Source organism: Kushneria halocnemicola (genome assembly GCF_965650455.1).
In the GTDB taxonomy this organism is placed as follows: Bacteria; Pseudomonadota; Gammaproteobacteria; order Pseudomonadales; family Halomonadaceae; genus Kushneria.
Genome location: NZ_OZ287968.1, coordinates 2,915,315 through 2,929,772, shown reverse-complemented (window position 1 = coordinate 2,929,772; position 14,458 = coordinate 2,915,315). Strand labels below are relative to the sequence as shown.

14 protein-coding genes are annotated in these 14,458 nt (G+C 63.5%); 4 read left to right on the top strand and 10 right to left on the bottom strand.

What is annotated here, in order from left to right:
- Nucleotides 1-73 precede the first annotated feature (73 nt).
- The 3 genes from ACS92L_RS13275 to ACS92L_RS13265 form a co-directional block, all read right to left on the bottom strand.
- A complete protein-coding gene (locus ACS92L_RS13275) occupies nucleotides 74-913 on the bottom strand; it encodes an oxygenase MpaB family protein (protein WP_438765443.1) in 840 nt (279 codons plus the stop codon).
- A gap of 143 nt (nucleotides 914-1,056) precedes the next feature.
- The gene (recG, locus tag ACS92L_RS13270; RefSeq protein ID WP_438765440.1) at nucleotides 1,057-3,162 is read right to left on the bottom strand and encodes an ATP-dependent DNA helicase RecG; all 2,106 of its coding nucleotides are present in this window, start codon (nucleotides 3,160-3,162) and stop codon (nucleotides 1,057-1,059) included.
- A complete protein-coding gene (locus ACS92L_RS13265) occupies nucleotides 3,159-4,076 on the bottom strand; it encodes a LysR substrate-binding domain-containing protein (RefSeq protein ID WP_438765438.1) in 918 nt (305 codons plus the stop codon). Before ACS92L_RS13265 ends, recG begins: the two co-directional genes overlap by 4 nt.
- A 111-nt stretch (nucleotides 4,077-4,187) precedes the next feature.
- Between ACS92L_RS13265 and ACS92L_RS13260 the strand changes: the two genes are divergently transcribed.
- Nucleotides 4,188-5,063, top strand: a complete 876-nt coding sequence (locus ACS92L_RS13260) for an SDR family oxidoreductase (protein ID WP_438765436.1) — start codon at nucleotides 4,188-4,190, stop codon at nucleotides 5,061-5,063.
- A gap of 82 nt (nucleotides 5,064-5,145) precedes the next feature.
- On the opposite strand, the gene ACS92L_RS13255 is transcribed toward ACS92L_RS13260, so the two are convergent.
- From ACS92L_RS13255 to ACS92L_RS13225, 7 genes are all read right to left on the bottom strand, one after another.
- Nucleotides 5,146-5,535, bottom strand: a complete 390-nt coding sequence (locus ACS92L_RS13255; protein WP_438765434.1) for a RidA family protein — start codon at nucleotides 5,533-5,535, stop codon at nucleotides 5,146-5,148.
- Between the two features lie 58 nt (nucleotides 5,536-5,593).
- On the bottom strand, nucleotides 5,594-7,717 hold the full coding sequence (locus ACS92L_RS13250) for a RelA/SpoT family protein (protein ID WP_438765432.1): 2,124 nt from the start codon (nucleotides 7,715-7,717) through the stop codon (nucleotides 5,594-5,596).
- 26 nt (nucleotides 7,718-7,743) lie between these two features.
- Nucleotides 7,744-7,995 (bottom strand): DNA-directed RNA polymerase subunit omega, encoded by a 252-nt coding sequence (rpoZ, locus tag ACS92L_RS13245; RefSeq protein WP_115854134.1) that lies wholly within the window; start codon nucleotides 7,993-7,995, stop codon nucleotides 7,744-7,746.
- A 91-nt stretch (nucleotides 7,996-8,086) separates the two neighbouring features.
- Nucleotides 8,087-8,719 carry a guanylate kinase gene (gmk, locus tag ACS92L_RS13240; protein ID WP_438765430.1) on the bottom strand — a complete coding sequence of 211 codons (633 nt, stop codon included), beginning with the start codon at nucleotides 8,717-8,719 and terminating at the stop codon, nucleotides 8,087-8,089.
- A 74-nt stretch (nucleotides 8,720-8,793) separates the two neighbouring features.
- Nucleotides 8,794-9,450, bottom strand: a complete 657-nt coding sequence (gene grxB / locus ACS92L_RS13235) for a glutaredoxin 2 (RefSeq protein WP_438765428.1) — start codon at nucleotides 9,448-9,450, stop codon at nucleotides 8,794-8,796.
- A gap of 72 nt (nucleotides 9,451-9,522) precedes the next feature.
- Complete coding sequence (locus tag ACS92L_RS13230) at nucleotides 9,523-10,257, bottom strand: glutathione S-transferase (RefSeq protein WP_438765425.1); 735 nt, start codon at nucleotides 10,255-10,257, stop codon at nucleotides 9,523-9,525.
- 116 nt (nucleotides 10,258-10,373) lie between these two features.
- Nucleotides 10,374-11,765, bottom strand: coding sequence for a PLP-dependent aminotransferase family protein (locus tag ACS92L_RS13225; RefSeq protein ID WP_438765423.1), 1,392 nt, complete (start codon nucleotides 11,763-11,765; stop codon nucleotides 10,374-10,376).
- Between the two features lie 112 nt (nucleotides 11,766-11,877).
- On the opposite strand from ACS92L_RS13225, the gene ACS92L_RS13220 reads away from it, so the two are divergent.
- The 3 genes from ACS92L_RS13220 (at nucleotide 11,878) to ACS92L_RS13210 (ending at nucleotide 14,398) form a co-directional block, all read left to right on the top strand.
- The gene (locus ACS92L_RS13220; protein ID WP_438768481.1) at nucleotides 11,878-12,477 is read left to right on the top strand and encodes a LysE family translocator; all 600 of its coding nucleotides are present in this window, start codon (nucleotides 11,878-11,880) and stop codon (nucleotides 12,475-12,477) included.
- Nucleotides 12,478-12,513: 36 nt separating this feature from the next.
- Nucleotides 12,514-13,080 carry a GNAT family N-acetyltransferase gene (locus tag ACS92L_RS13215; protein WP_438765421.1) on the top strand — a complete coding sequence of 189 codons (567 nt, stop codon included), beginning with the start codon at nucleotides 12,514-12,516 and terminating at the stop codon, nucleotides 13,078-13,080.
- 268 nt (nucleotides 13,081-13,348) lie between these two features.
- Nucleotides 13,349-14,398 carry a homocysteine S-methyltransferase family protein gene (locus ACS92L_RS13210; protein WP_438765419.1) on the top strand — a complete coding sequence of 350 codons (1,050 nt, stop codon included), beginning with the start codon at nucleotides 13,349-13,351 and terminating at the stop codon, nucleotides 14,396-14,398.
- Nucleotides 14,399-14,458 lie beyond the last annotated feature (60 nt).

Sequence of the window (14,458 nt, the reverse complement as noted above, 5' to 3'; positions counted from 1 at the left end):
GCCTCTGGTGAACCTGTGTTACCCGGGGCCGGACAGCGATGTCCGGCCCTGCTTTGTTCTGCGCCCGACACGTTTATTGCTGCAGTCGCTCCAGCGCCCGTCGGTAGGCGCCACTTCGCACCGCCTTGCTGATCATTGGCATCGCGCTTTTGATGCCGGTACGCACCGCGCGCCTTTGAAGGCGTGACATCTGCAGGTCCAGCATGTCATTGGCCCAGTCGGGCAGCAGATCGATCCCCGCCCGCATGAAAATCGCCCCGGCCGGTCGCAGCACGAGATTGCGCGGCGGGGCATCGAGCAGCACGCGAATGACCTCGCGGGTGCGCTCGTCACACACCAGCTCACGGCGCTCGCGCGTCAGATAAGTCTCGATTGCCGCGCGACTGTCGGGCACGTTGCGCGCGCCCAGCGCCTCGGCGATGCAGGCGGTCTCGAAGAAATAGCGGTCCTGATCGGTGTGACTGAGCTGCGGGTTGCGATAGCGCAGATGCCCGGCCATGAAGCGGCTCATCTCCGCTACGTGCACCCAGACCAGCAGGTCGGGGTCATCGGCGGCGTAGGGCCGGCCGTCAGCGGCGTGGCCCTTCACGTACTCATGGACGCGGCGCACGCGGGCAATGACGGTTTCGGCCTGCTCGAACGTGCCGAAGCTGGTGGTGGCGATGAAATCGCTGGTGCGCCTGAGCCGCCCGATCATGTCCTCGCGAAAGCGCGAGTGATCCCAGATGCCGGCCAGGGCCAGCGGATGCAGCATCTGCAGCAGCAGCGCGCTGATGCCGCCGCACATCATCGGCGTGAAATCACCGTGAATATTGCGGACCAGACCGTCGCGGGGAAAGGGGCCGGGGTTGGCATCCGTGCGCGCCTGCCCCAGGCGATCAATCATGGCATCACGCAGAAAGGTTGAGGTCATGGCGTAGGGCTCGCGTACCCGGGCGGGATAAAAACGGTGTCAGGACAGTCCTGAGATCCTGTCAGTGTAGAACAGCCGGGCGCGGGCCATGGTCAGCCCTTCAGCGAAAAGCGGCCCTGTCCGATGGGGCGCGCCCCTGACGCTCACACCTGGCCGTACTGTCCGGCGGCCTCGCCCAGCCAGCGGCGAATCAGCGGTTCGACCGATTCGGGCGCCTGATCGAGCATGGCGCGGGTCAGCTGGCGTACCGGTTCGAGCAGATCCCGGTCGCGGGTGAGATCGGCAATCTTCATGCCGACCAGCCCCGTCTGGCGGGTGCCGAGTACCTCACCGGGCCCGCGCAGTTCCAGATCGCGCTCGGCGATGCGAAAGCCGTCATTGGATTCGCGCAGCACCGCCAGGCGCTCACGGGAGGTGTCCGACAGCGGCGGATGATAGAGCAGCACGCAGAAGCTCTCTACCTTGCCGCGTCCTACCCGGCCCCGAAGCTGATGCAGCTGGGCCAGGCCCAGGCGCTCGGGGTTTTCGATGATCATCAGACTGGCGTTGGGGACATCCACGCCCACCTCGATGACCGTGGTGGCGACCAGCAGATCCAGCTCTCCGTCGCGAAAGGCGTTCATGACGTCGGCCTTCTCGGCGGCCTTCATGCGCCCGTGGACCAGGCCGACCTGAAACTCCGGCAGTGCCTCGGTCAGGGTATCGCGAGTGACCTCGGCGGCCTGACAGGTCAGCGCCTCGGACTCCTCGATCAGGGTGCAGACCCAGTAGGCCTGGCGGCCGGCCAGACAGGCGTTGCGAATGCGCTCGGTCACCTCGCCGCGGCGCTCATCCGACACCGCCACGGTCTTGACCGGCGTGCGCCCGGGCGGCAGCTCGTCGATCACCGAGACGTCCAGGTCGGCGTAGGCGCTCATGGCCAGCGTTCTGGGAATCGGCGTGGCGGTCATGATCAGCTGATGCGGTGTGGCCCCACTCACTTCGCCCTTTTGGCGCAATGCCAGGCGCTGGTGCACGCCGAAGCGATGCTGCTCATCGATGACGGCCAGACCCAGACGGTGAAAGTGCACGTCGTCCTGAAAAAGCGCGTGGGTGCCGGCCACGACCTGGGCGCGTCCTTCGCTGATCAGGGCCTTGGCCTCGAGCCTTGCCTTGCCCTTGAGCTTGCCGGAGAGCCAGGCCACTTCGATACCCAGCGGCTCGAACCAGGCCTTGAGGCTTTTGTAGTGCTGCTCGGCGAGCAGTTCGGTGGGGGCCATCAGCGCGGCCTGATAACCGCCGGTGACGGCCTGCAGCATGGCCATGGCAGCCACTACCGTCTTGCCGGAACCGACATCGCCCTGCACCAGACGCAGCATGGGCGTGGCCCGGGTAATATCGGCGCTGATCTCGCTGAGCACCCGGCGCTGGGCGCCGGTCAGCGAAAACGGCAGCTGGGTCAGAAACCGGGTGGCCAGCCCACCGCTGGCGGGCAGCGCCGGTGCGGCGTCGTCCTGAATGCGCAGGCGAATGCGATACAGGCTGAGCTGGTGGGCAAGCAGCTCCTCCAGCGCCAGCCGCCGCTGGGTGGGGTGGTGGCCGTCGGCCAGTGTCTCCAGCGGGGCATCCGGCGGCGGAAAATGCAGATACGCCAGCGACTCGCGCAGCGCCGGCAAGCGAAAGCGTGTCCGGATCGCCTCCGGGATCAGCTCATCAAGCGTGAGGCTGCCCTGGTCCAGGTGCTCAAAGGCCTGACGAATCAGGGCGCGCAGGCGCGGCTGGGCCAGCCCTTCCGTGGTCGGGTAGATCGGCGTGAGCGTCTCCTCGACCTCATCAGAGGTATCGTCCTTTAACAGCCGGTACTCGGGGTGATACATCTCAAGCCCGGTGCTGCCGGAGCGCGCCTCGCCGAAAAGGCGCATTCTGGACCCGCGGGCAAACTGCCCCACCTGGGATTGGGAGAAGTGAAAAAAGCGCAGCGACATGATGCCCGAGCCGTCACGCAGGCGAACCAGCAGGCTGCGCTTGCGGCCCTGAATCACATCAGAGGCAGTGACCTCTCCTTCCACGACCGCCTCGTGCCCGGCGCGCAGGCCCGCAATCGGGGTGACCCGGGTGCGGTCCTGATAGCGCAGCGGCAGATGAAAGAGCAGATCTTCCGCCACCTGCAGCCCAAGGCGCTCCAGGCGCTCGCGCATCGCCGGGCCCACGCCCTTGAGCGTGGCGAGATCCGTGGCGCCGCTGGCGGGCCGGGTCACGGCGGTGCTCATTGTAAATCGATCGCCTTCTGGCAGGCCTTGATGGCGCGGGTGATCGAGTCGATCGCCTTCGGCCGCGGGAAGCTGGCCCGCCAGGCCAGCGCCACGGTGCGATAGGGCGCCGGGTCACTGAACGGACGCGTTTCCAGCAATCCGTTGGCATAATGCACGCTGCCGGTGGCCGAGCGGGGCACCACGGTGATGCCCAGCCCCGAGGCGACCATGTGGCGAATGGTTTCCAGCGAACCGCCCTCGGCAATCAGGGTGTTGCCGGGCTGATGGACGTGATCCTTGATGGTCGGGCAGGCCTCGAGCACCTGGTCGCGAAAGCAGTGGCCCTCGCCGAGCATCAGCATCTTCTCATCGTATAAAATCTCGCGGTCGATCTCCTTTTTGGCAAGCCAGGCATGGCCGGCCGGCATCAGCACCTCAAAGGGCTCGTCATAGAGCGATTTGGTCAGTACGTCAGGCTCGGCAAAGGGCAGCGCCACGATGATCACGTCCAGCTCGCCGGAGCGCAGCTTGCGCCGCAGCTCGCCGGTCAGATTCTCCTCGATATAAAGCGGCATCTGCGGCGCTTCCTCGGAGAGTCTGGGGATCAGGTGCGGAAAGAGATAGGGGCCGATGGTGTGAATGGCCCCGACCCGCAAGGGGCTTGAGAGCTGGTCCTTGCCTTCATTGGCCAGCTCCTTGATGGCGCCGGCCTGTTCGAGCACGCGACTGGCCTGCTCGACGATCTTTTCTCCCAGCGGGGTCACCTGGACTGTGGACTTGCTGCGCTCGAAAAGCGCCACGCCCAGTTCTTCCTCCAGTTTCTTGACCGCCACCGACAGGGTCGGCTGGGAGACGAAGCAACGCTCGGCGGCGCGTCCGAAATGACGCTCCTGGGCCAAGGTTACGATGTAACGAAGTTCTGTTAGAGTCATGTAGCAGACCGAGCCAGCACGTGGAACAGGGAGTTGTCGCATGAAGCGACCGTTCAACTCAGGGCCTTATAGTCAAACCTTATCGGCCCTATCAAGCAAGGAGCTTAGCGGGTGAATAAAACAATACTCATCCTTGGATGCGGCGATGTCGGTACCGCGCTGGGGCAGCGCAAGCTCGCACAGGGGTATCGTGTGGTCGGCGTGCGCCGTCATGCGGCAGGTCTCCAGTCGTATGGCATCGATGAATTGTCGATGGACATCAATGATGAATCCGCCCTCGAGGCACTGCCCGATGCCGACATTGTAGTCTATGCGCTCAGCGCTGACCGCTTTGAAGAAAGCGCCTATCAGGCGGCCTATGTCGATGGACTGGATCGCGTCCTGACCCATTTCGAGCAGCGCGCGCAGCCACCGGGCCATGTCTTTTTTGTCTCCTCGACCTCGGTCTATGGCCAGCAGGACGGCGAGACGGTCGACGAAGACAGCGTTCTCGAGCCCAAAAGCTTCTCCGGTCGGCTTCTGGTCGAGGCCGAACAGCGTCTGGTCGCCAGCGCGCTGGCGGGCACCGCAGTGCGCTTTTCGGGCATCTATGGCCCGGGCCGCGAGCGGCTTATCAGCCAGGTGCAGGAAGGGCGCATTGCGCCCAAAAGCCCGCCGATGTACTCCAACCGCATCCATCGCGATGACTGCGCCGGCGTGCTGGATTTTCTCATCGAGCGTGCCGTCAGCAATGAACCGCTCGAGCCGGTCTATCTGGGCAGCGACACCGAGTCCACGCCGCTGCATGACGTCATGATGTGGCTGGCGGCCCGACTCAGCGTCGAGCCCAGCAGCACCATCCAGTCACCGCTGCGCCGACGGGCCAGCAAGTGCTGTGACAGCCGCCGACTGGTCGAGGCCGGTTATCAGTTTCAGTATCCGACCTTTCGCGAGGGCTATGCCCAGGTGCTCAAGGCAGCGGGCATCAAGGTCAGCGAGCAGGCCTGACGCCAGGGGGCGAAGCCGGTAACAAAAGGGGGCGATGGCTGGTGCCATCGCCCCCTTTCGCTGCCGATACCGGTCGCTTGAATCAGTCGCCCAGTACCATGACCCCTTCGGCCTCGAACAGGCTGCCTTTGGGCAGCTCCTTCACGCCCACCGCGGCACGGGCCGGATAGGGCGGCTGGAAATACTGCTCCATGACCGAATTGACCGTCGCAAAGTGCGACAGATCCGTCAGGTAGAGGTTGAGCTTGACGATATCAGCCATTGAGCCTGCGGCCTCTTCACACACGGCCTGCATGTTTTTGAAGACCTGATGCGCCTGCGCTTCGATGTCTTCGCTCACCATTTCCATGGTCTCCGGGTCGAGCGGAATCTGACCCGAGAGATACACGGTGTTGCCGGCCTTGATGGCCTGTGAATAGGGGCCGATGGCCTTCGGGGCCCGGTCGGTATGGATGGCAGCACGATTGCTCATGAACACTCCCTGCGTTGTTGTTGATACCACGTTTCAAACGTCATGATGCGATGAATCGTCAGCTGACGGTACGCGAGACGCGACCTACATAGGCCAGATTGCGGATACGCTTGATGATCCGCGCCAGGTGTACGCGATTGCGCACCGACAGGGTCAGGTTGACGATCGACAAACGCTCGTCGCGTTCCTCGATATTGATGCGCTCGATATTGGCTTCGGCGTCGTTGATCAGACTGGCCAGTTCCGCCACCAGCCCGCGACGCGTTTCGATCTCGAGACGCAGCCCCACCGGGAAGTCATCTTCCACGGTGTCGGACCACTGCAGCGGAAAGCACTTCTCCGGGTCCTCGCGACAGTCTTCCAGATTACCGCACTCGCTGCGATGCACCACGATGCCGCGCCCGGCGCTGAGATTGCCGACGATGGCATCCCCCGGCAGCGGATAGCAGCAGCGGGCAAAGCTGATCACCATGTTGCGGGCCCCGCTGATGGCCATCGCGCCCTGGTCATCGCTGTGGGCCTGGATCTCTTCGGGCTCGCTGTCAGCCAGGCGCCGCGCCACGCTGTAGGCCACGCGGCTGCCCAGCCCGATCTCCTCGAGCAGGTCATCCAGCGAGTTCAGCGCCAGCGCCTCGAGCAGCGCATCAACATGGGGCTGCGACAGCGTCTCCAGCGTCAGGGCAAACGAGCTCAGCGCCTGGTTGAGCAGGCGCCGGCCCAGCGCCACCGAGTCGTTGCGCTGCTGATGCTTGAGGGCGTGACGCACCGCCGAGCGGGCCTTGGCCGTGATCGTGAACGACAGCCACGCCAGGTTGGGCTGAGCGCCCGGGGCGGTGATGATTTCGACGGTCTGACCGCTTTCAAGGCGCGATGACAGCGGCGCCAGATGCCGGTCGATACGACAGGCGATACAGCTGTTGCCGATATCGGTGTGCACCGCGTAGGCAAAGTCGATGGCGGTGGCCCCGCGCGGCAGCTCCATGATGTCGCCCTTGGGGGTGAACACGTAGGCATCATCGGGGAACAGATCGTTTTTGACATGCTCGATGAACTCGAGCGAATTGCCGGCGTGGCGCTGCATCTCCAGCAGGCCGCGCACCCATTCGCGGGCGCGGGCGTGACTGCCCATGGCGATCGGTCGGTCGGTCTGGCCGGCCTTGTAGAGCCAGTGGGCGGCAATACCGTTGTTGGCCATCGCCTCCATCTCGCGGGTGCGAATCTGCACCTCGATGGGGATGCCGTTGGGGCCAAAGAGCGTGGTATGCAGGCTCTGATAGCCGTTGGCCTTGGGGATGGCGATGTAGTCCTTGAAACGCCCCGGCACCGGCTTGTAGAGATTGTGCACCGCTCCCAGGATGCGATAACAGGTATCGACCCGGTCGGTGACGATGCGAAAGCCGAACACGTCCATCAGCTCGTTGAAGGGCTTTCGCTGGTCGCGCATCTTGCGATAGATCGACAGCAGGTGCTTCTGGCGCCCCATGACCGTGCCGGGCAGCTCGTCGCCATCCAGCGTGGTCTGCAGGGTGCTCTGGACGTGGCGCACCATCGAGCGGCGGTTGCCGCGTGCCTTGACCACAGCGCGCTGAATGCGCTCGGCGCGCATCGGATGGATCGCCTGAAAGGAGAGATCCTCAAGCTCCACCCGAATGGTATTAATGCCCAGTCGCCCGGCAATGCGCGAGTAGATTTCGAGCGTTTCACGGGCAATGCGGCGTTTTTTGTCCGGGCGCAGCGCGCCCAGCGTGCGCATGTTGTGCAGCCGGTCGGCGAGCTTGACGATGATGACGCGAATGTCGCGCGACATCGCCAGCACCATCTTCTGGAAGTTCTCCGCCTGGGCGACGGCCTTGTCCTCGAAGGTAATCTGGGTCAGCTTCGACACGCCATCGACCAGCTCGGCGACTTCCTCGCCGAACTGGCGCGACAGCGCCTCCTTGGTAATGCCGGTATCCTCGATCACGTCATGAAGCATCGCCGCCATCAGGCTTTGATAATCCATGTGCATGTTGGCAAGGATATTGGCAACCGCCAGCGGGTGGGTCACATAGGGCTCGCCGGAGCGGCGGTGCTGGCCGTCGTGGGCCTGTTCGGCGTAGTAGAAGGCGCGTCTGACCTGCGCGATCTCATCGACGGTCAGGTAGCCGTCCAGGCGGTCGGAGAGATCATCGATCGTGAACATGGCAGGTCAGCGTATGGGCAATGGGCTTATTCGCTTTCGGGTTCGTAGCGAGGACGCTGCGGCACCATGGCTTCCAGCGGCTCGTTGAGCACGGAGCGATCGACCTTTTGCGCGGCAATTTCACGCAGCGCCATGACGGTGCATTTGTCGTTTTCCCAGGGCAGTTCGGCATTGCGCGAGCCGCGGGCCAGCTGACGGGCGCGATGGGTGGAAACCATGACCAGCTGGAAGCGGTTATCCATGAATTGGAGACAATCTTCAACCGTTACTCGTGCCATGATGCTGGCTCCTGAATGCGTGTGATCTGAGTGAAGGCGCCAGGCGTGTCGCAGACCGGGCGTTAATCGTGTTCGGAAGGGGGAACCGAGTCTACCGGAGCCCTTCCACTTCTGACAAGAGCTCGCCGATCAGCCCCCGATTTGCCGCCTGTACCCGCGCCATTCGAAGACGTTCGACACTGATCACCCCCTTCATCTCGCCCACGGCGGTGGCGAAATCATCGTTGATGATCAGGTAGTCATACTCGTTGAAATGCGACATCTCGCTGATGGCGTCGCGCATGCGGCGATCGATGGTGGCGGCGTCATCCTGGCCGCGACCCGCCAGACGCTCGCGCAGCGCCTCGCGTGACGGCGGCAGGATAAAGATCGATACCGCCTGCGGCAGCTGGGCGCGGACCTGGCGCGCGCCCTGCCAGTCGATTTCCAGAATGACATCCTCACCCCGGGACAGGCGCTTTTCCACTTCCAGACGCGAAGTACCATAGTGACGATCGAACACCCAGGCGTGTTCGAAGAACTCGCCACGCTGGATCATCGCCTCGAAGGCAGGCTCGTCGACGAAGTGGTAGTTGACGCCATCGGTTTCGCCGGCGCGTTTCAGGCGTGTCGTGTGGGAAACCGAGACCCCGATGTCATCGGTTGCGGCGATAAGCTCGCGCACCAGGCTGGTCTTGCCGGCGCCCGACGGGGCGGAAACGATATAGAGCGTGCCCTGAGACATGAAAGCGGTCCGAATGAATGGCTGCAAGGCGCGCCATTATGGCACAGCCCTGCAGCTTTCGGTGAGCGGTTTGCTCAGGCCGCCACGGCGATCTCGTCGTGCAGGGGCACATCGGCCAGCTGCGACATCGCCTGGCGATAGGCCTCGACGTTTTTGGGGTATTTCACCCCTTCCACCAGCGAGAGCTGGCGCAGCACCGGGAAGAGCTCGATGTCATCCAGCGAGAGCACCTCGTTGACGGCCTGCGGCGACAGGATCAACGCATCAAGTTCGTTGAGCCAGCCCTGTATATCGATAAGCAGTTCGGGGGTCTGCTCAAGCAGCGTGTCGAAGCTGCCAAACGCCACCTCCTTGTTGGCGGTGAAGTATTCGGCGGCCTCAACAGTGGCAAATTCGCCCAGCGGCGCTTTGGGTACGCGGGGAATAAAGAGCTTCGCCACGGTATCGGAGGCGGCGCGGACCCAGCGCTCGATCTCCGGATTGCGCGGGCCATCCATGACCTTGACGCCCTCGGCCTGGCTGTCGATGCCCTTCACGATCTCCATGCTCTCGGCCATGGTATGGCCATCCTCGAATTCAAGAATCGGCACCTTCTTCTCCCCGATCAGTCGCGTCGGGGTCTCGGCGTCGTCGTTGAGCAGCGTCTGCAGCGTGATCGGCACGTCGCGCAGGCCAAAGATCATGCGGGCCTTCACGCAAAACGGGCAGTGATCATAGATATAGAGGTCCATCTTTACGTTCTCCAACGGGTCCTTGTCGTCGATCAAGTCTGGGCGAGGATAGGCTTCCCTGCCACCCGAGTATTAATTCCCGGCCCGGTCCAGCGCCGGATAGTGGCGAAAAAGCCCCTGCTCGGAAAACGCCAGGCGCCGCTCGGAGGCGAGATACTCGCTGATCAGCGGCATTTCCAGCACGTGATCGTGCAGGGTGATGACCTTCGGGATCTCCGGTTCCAGCGCGGCCATGGCGTTGGGGAAGGCGTAGCGCAGCCCCTGCACCATGTGAAAAAGCGACAGATCCACATAGGAGAGCCGCTTGCCGACCAGATACACCGGGCTGTCGGGGTTTTTATCGATGATGCGCTCGAAGTAGCCGAAAAACTTCGGCAGGCGCTGGTCGATGAAGTTTGCGGCGCGACGAAGGGCCACATCCTGCTGGTCCTCGTAATACAGCTCCGGGCCCAGGGGGTGATGCACGTCATGGGCTTCGGCGGCAAAGTCGGTGATGGTCAGCTGCAGGCTGTGGGCCCAGTACTGATAAACCTTGTCGTCGTTGATCAGCTTGAGACGCGGGGCGAGAAACAACAGAATGTTGGCGACGTGGGAGATGACCTCACGGCCTGCCTTTAAAAAGGGCGGTGCAAAGGGCGGATAGTCGGTCACGCTGCCCTCGAGCCAGGGCGTGATCGCCTCGATGCCGTAGCCGGGCTCGGTGCTGTTGCCTACATCGATGTAGTCGGCACCGCCGGCCTCCAGTGCCAGCCGAATGAACTCTCCGCGGCCGGGAATGCTCGGCCAGTAATAGAGCTCGTAACGCATGATGTTCTCTCCGTACTGACGTCTTTGATCACACTATATTGGCAGTTGAAGGGGACAGGAATGAACACTGCCCTGTCACCGGGCATGAAACGGCACAGTGACTGCCGTGTCGGCGTCTAGACCGTCTGCCAGCGCGGTGGCGCGTTCTGTGCCAGCGCCTGAACAATGATCGCCAGCGCCTGCCCCAGCGCCTCGCGATCCGGCGCCGCACTCAAACAGATCCGGATCGCCTGAGGCGCTGCGGTACTGCCAACACAAAAGGTTTCCGCCGGCGCCACTCGCACGCCCGATTGTTCCAGCGTCTCGACCAGCGCCTGGGCACGATGCTCGCCGGGCAGCGTCAGCCAGGCATAGAAGCCGCCGCGACGCATGGCCACCTCAAACCCGCCCAGCGCCTCGCGCACCATGGCCTGGCGCGCCTCGAGCTCCTCGAACTGCCACGCCAGCAGTCGGTCGGCATCATTGCTTTCAAGCCAGCGCCCGGCGATCTCACTGATAAGCGCCGGCGGTGCCCAGCACTGGTTGCGCAGCGCAATGCGCAGCTGCGCCAGCAGGGAGGCCGGCGCGCGAACCACCCCCGAGCGCAGCCCGCCGCCCAGAATCTTGGCCACCGAAAACACGAATATCGTGCGCTCCGGTGCCAGCTGATACAGCGGCGTGCCGCGGGCCTCCAGCGGCAGATGCATCACGCCGTCTTCGATCAGCCAGAAATCGCGCTCGCGGGCCAGCGCCACCAGCGCCTCGCGGCGTTTTTCAGACAGTTGCACGGTAGTGGGGTTGTGATGCTCGGGCATGAGATAGAGCGCCTTGAAGGGCGAGCGCTCATGGCGCGCCGCCAGCGCCTCCACATCGATGCCTTCTTCATCAAACGGCACGGCCACCGTTTTCAGCGACCGCTCACGGGCGGTGCTGATCACGCCCGGATAGCTCAGCGCCTCGGCGGCCAGTCGATCTCCCGGCGAGAGCAGTACCGACAGCGCCAGCGTAATGCCATTGGTACCGCCCTGGGTGATCAACAGCTCGTCAGCATCGACGGCCAGCCCCTGCGATGTCAGCCAGTCGGCGTAGCGCCGGCGCTGCGTGGCCATGGTGTCATCGAGGGGATAGTTGATGGCCTGATCAAGCGCTGCGGGGTCCTGGGTAATGGCTGTCATGAAGCGGGCCAGCGACGCCTGACGCTCGGGATGCGGTGGCGGCAGTGACATGCCCAGATCCACCAGCCCTTCATGAGGCGCCTTGATGACCCGGGCAAAGCCCTCGCACGCCCGTTCGGCCTTGACGAAGGTGCCGCTGCCCACCTGGGCGCTGACCAGCCCGCTTTGCTCTACCAGCGCATAGGCCCGGGTAATGGTGCCCACCGTGACGCCCAGCGCATCGGCCAGCCGGCGCTGGGGCGGCAGCCGTTCGCCCGGTGGCAGTTCGCCCTCATTGATGGCCCGTTCGATGGCATTTGCCAGGGCGCGATAGCGCGGGCCTTCCGGAGAAAGTTCGGGTTTCCATATTGTCATGGTGACAATAAATCCATTGACGGTGACATTGGAGAACGTATGCTCGAATTGTCACCCATAAGCGGGTAACACTTCCATAATTGTATTCATACAATGTAGCGAGGCCGTCATGATGTCTGTCAGCTGGTGGGTTTCCGTGACCCTGTTCGCCATTACCATGACCGGCACGCCCGGCCCCAACAACGTGATGCTGACGGCCTCCGGCGCGATGTACGGCTTTCGCCGCACGCTGCCCCACATTGTCGGTATTTTACTGGGCGGGCTGGTGCTCTTTACCCTGCTGGCGCTGGGACTGGGCACGCTGTTTCAGCGCTATCCGCTGATCCAGCAGGGACTGCAGATCGTCGGCATCATTTATCTGCTCTATCTGGCCTGGCGCATCGCCTCGGCACCGCCGCCCGAATTTGATGTTACAGGGGACGCCCGGCCGCTGACACTGTGGCAGGCGGCCACCTTCCAGTTCGTCAATCCCAAGGTCTGGGTGATGGGGCTGACCCTGATGGCCAGCTTTCTGCCCTCCGAAGGCCCGATCTGGCTCAACGCCTTCGGTCTGGCGCTGTTCATGGAGATCGTCGCCCTGCCCTGCATTTCGCTGTGGGCCGGCTTTGGCATGGTAATCGCGCGCTTTTTGACCACCCCGCGGGCGTGGCGCATTTTCAACGTCACCATGGGTCTGATGACTGCCGCCTGCGTGGTGTTCATTGTAAAGTGAGCGCCACGTTCAACGAGCAGCAGGGGCAGTATCCGCATGAGTGACAGGCCTGAAAATCCCGGTGTGACCGTACGCGATGTGAGGGATCAGGACCTCGCGGCCATCCACGCCATTTATGACCACCATGTCCGCCACGGGCTGGGCTCCTTTGAAGAGGTGCCACCGACAGTCGAGGAGATGACCCGCCGCTGCGCCGACATTGTCGAGGCCGGCCTGCCGTATCTGGTCGCCGTGATCGATGAGACCGTGGTGGGCTACGCCTACGCCGGGTTTTTCCGCCCGCGCAGCGCCTTTCGCTTCTGCCTGGAGGACTCGGTCTATGTCAGTCACCAGGCCCACGGCCGCGGCGTGGGCAGTGCCCTGCTGGGTGCGCTGCTCACGCGCTGTGAGGCCGGCCCGTGGCGCCAGATGACCGCGCTGATCGGCGACAGCGGCAACGCAGGCTCCATTGCCCTGCACAAGCGCTTTGGCTTTACCCATCAGGGCGTGATCGAGGCGTGCGGCTTCAAGTTCGGCCGCTGGGTCGACACGGTGATCATGCAGCGCGCCCTGAACGAGGGCGATACCACCCTGCCGGAACAGGGCCGCCAGATGCTGTCCTGAGAGTCAGGATCGTCGACCGTGAGGCTGCGGTGCTACCCGACGCGTTGCGTCGGGCGCTCGATGACCTCTCGGCGCAGCAGACGCGGGCATCCGCGGCCGGGCCTACTGCATCGATGCGGCCGACTGCAGTATTCATGTGGTTCGTGGTGTTTTGATCCAAAGTGAATACTATTCATTTTCAAGCGGGCAAGACTTCATTGGTGATGGTCACGGCCTGTCTCCAGAATAGGGGCTCCTGCAAACACGGTTCCCTCTGGAGATTCTGCCCATGACGCAAGACCTGATTACCCGGCGACTCGACCAGGGCCCGCTCATCTGCGCCGAAGGCTTTCTGTTCGAACTCGAGCGGCGCGGCTACCTCTCGGCCGGCGAGTTCGTACCGGAAGTGGCGCTGCTGCGCCCGGACGCTCTGGAAGCGCTGCATCGCGATTTCCAGCACGCGGGGTCCGATATTGTTCAGGCCTTCACCTACAACGGTCACCGCGAAAAGATGCGAGTGATCGGCAAGGAAGAACTGCTGGAGCCGTTGAACCGCGCGGCGCTCAAAATCGCGCGCAAGGTTGCCGACGAGCAGCCGGGCAACCTGATGGCTGGCAATATCTCCAACAGCAACGTGTGGGACCCGCAGGACCCCGCCGCGCAACGCAGCGTGCGCGCCATGTTTGACGAGATGGTGCAGTGGGCCGTCGAGGAGGGGGCCGATCTTATTATCGGCGAAACCTTCTACTATGCCGGTGAGGCGCAGGCCGCTCTCGAGGCCATCAAGGCGAAGGGGCTCCCGGCGGTCATTACCCTGGCGCCAATGGCCGAAAATCGCATGATCGATGGCCCCGGCATCGTCGAAACCTGTGTCGAGCTCGAAAAGAATGGCGCCAGTGTCGTCGGCCTGAACTGCTTCAGGGGGCCGGATACCATGCTGGAGTGGATTCATCAGATCCGCGACGCCGTCTCCTGTCATGTGGCGGCGCTGCCTGTAACGTTTCGCACCACCGAGCAGGCGCCCACCTTTTTCAATCTATCCGACACTCAGGGCTGCAGCTGCCCGTCACCCCACGGGCGCCCTTTCCCGACCGCGCTGGACCCCCTGTCCTGCAACCGCTATGAGCTGGGCGCCTTTGCCCGGGAAGTGTATGACAGCGGGGTCCGCTATCTTGGCGTCTGCTGCGGTGCCTCGCCGATGCACATCCGTGAAGTGGCCATGGCGGTTGGCCGTGAACCGGAGGCCGCCCGATTCGCGGAGCGTGTGGAGAACCACTTCATGTATGGCAGCCACGACCGCCTGCCAGAGCATATCGCCGCACTGGGGGACAAGGCCTGAGCAGTACCGAAAATCTGCTGACGACAACGCCATCGATGCTGTCATCGATGGCGTTGTGGT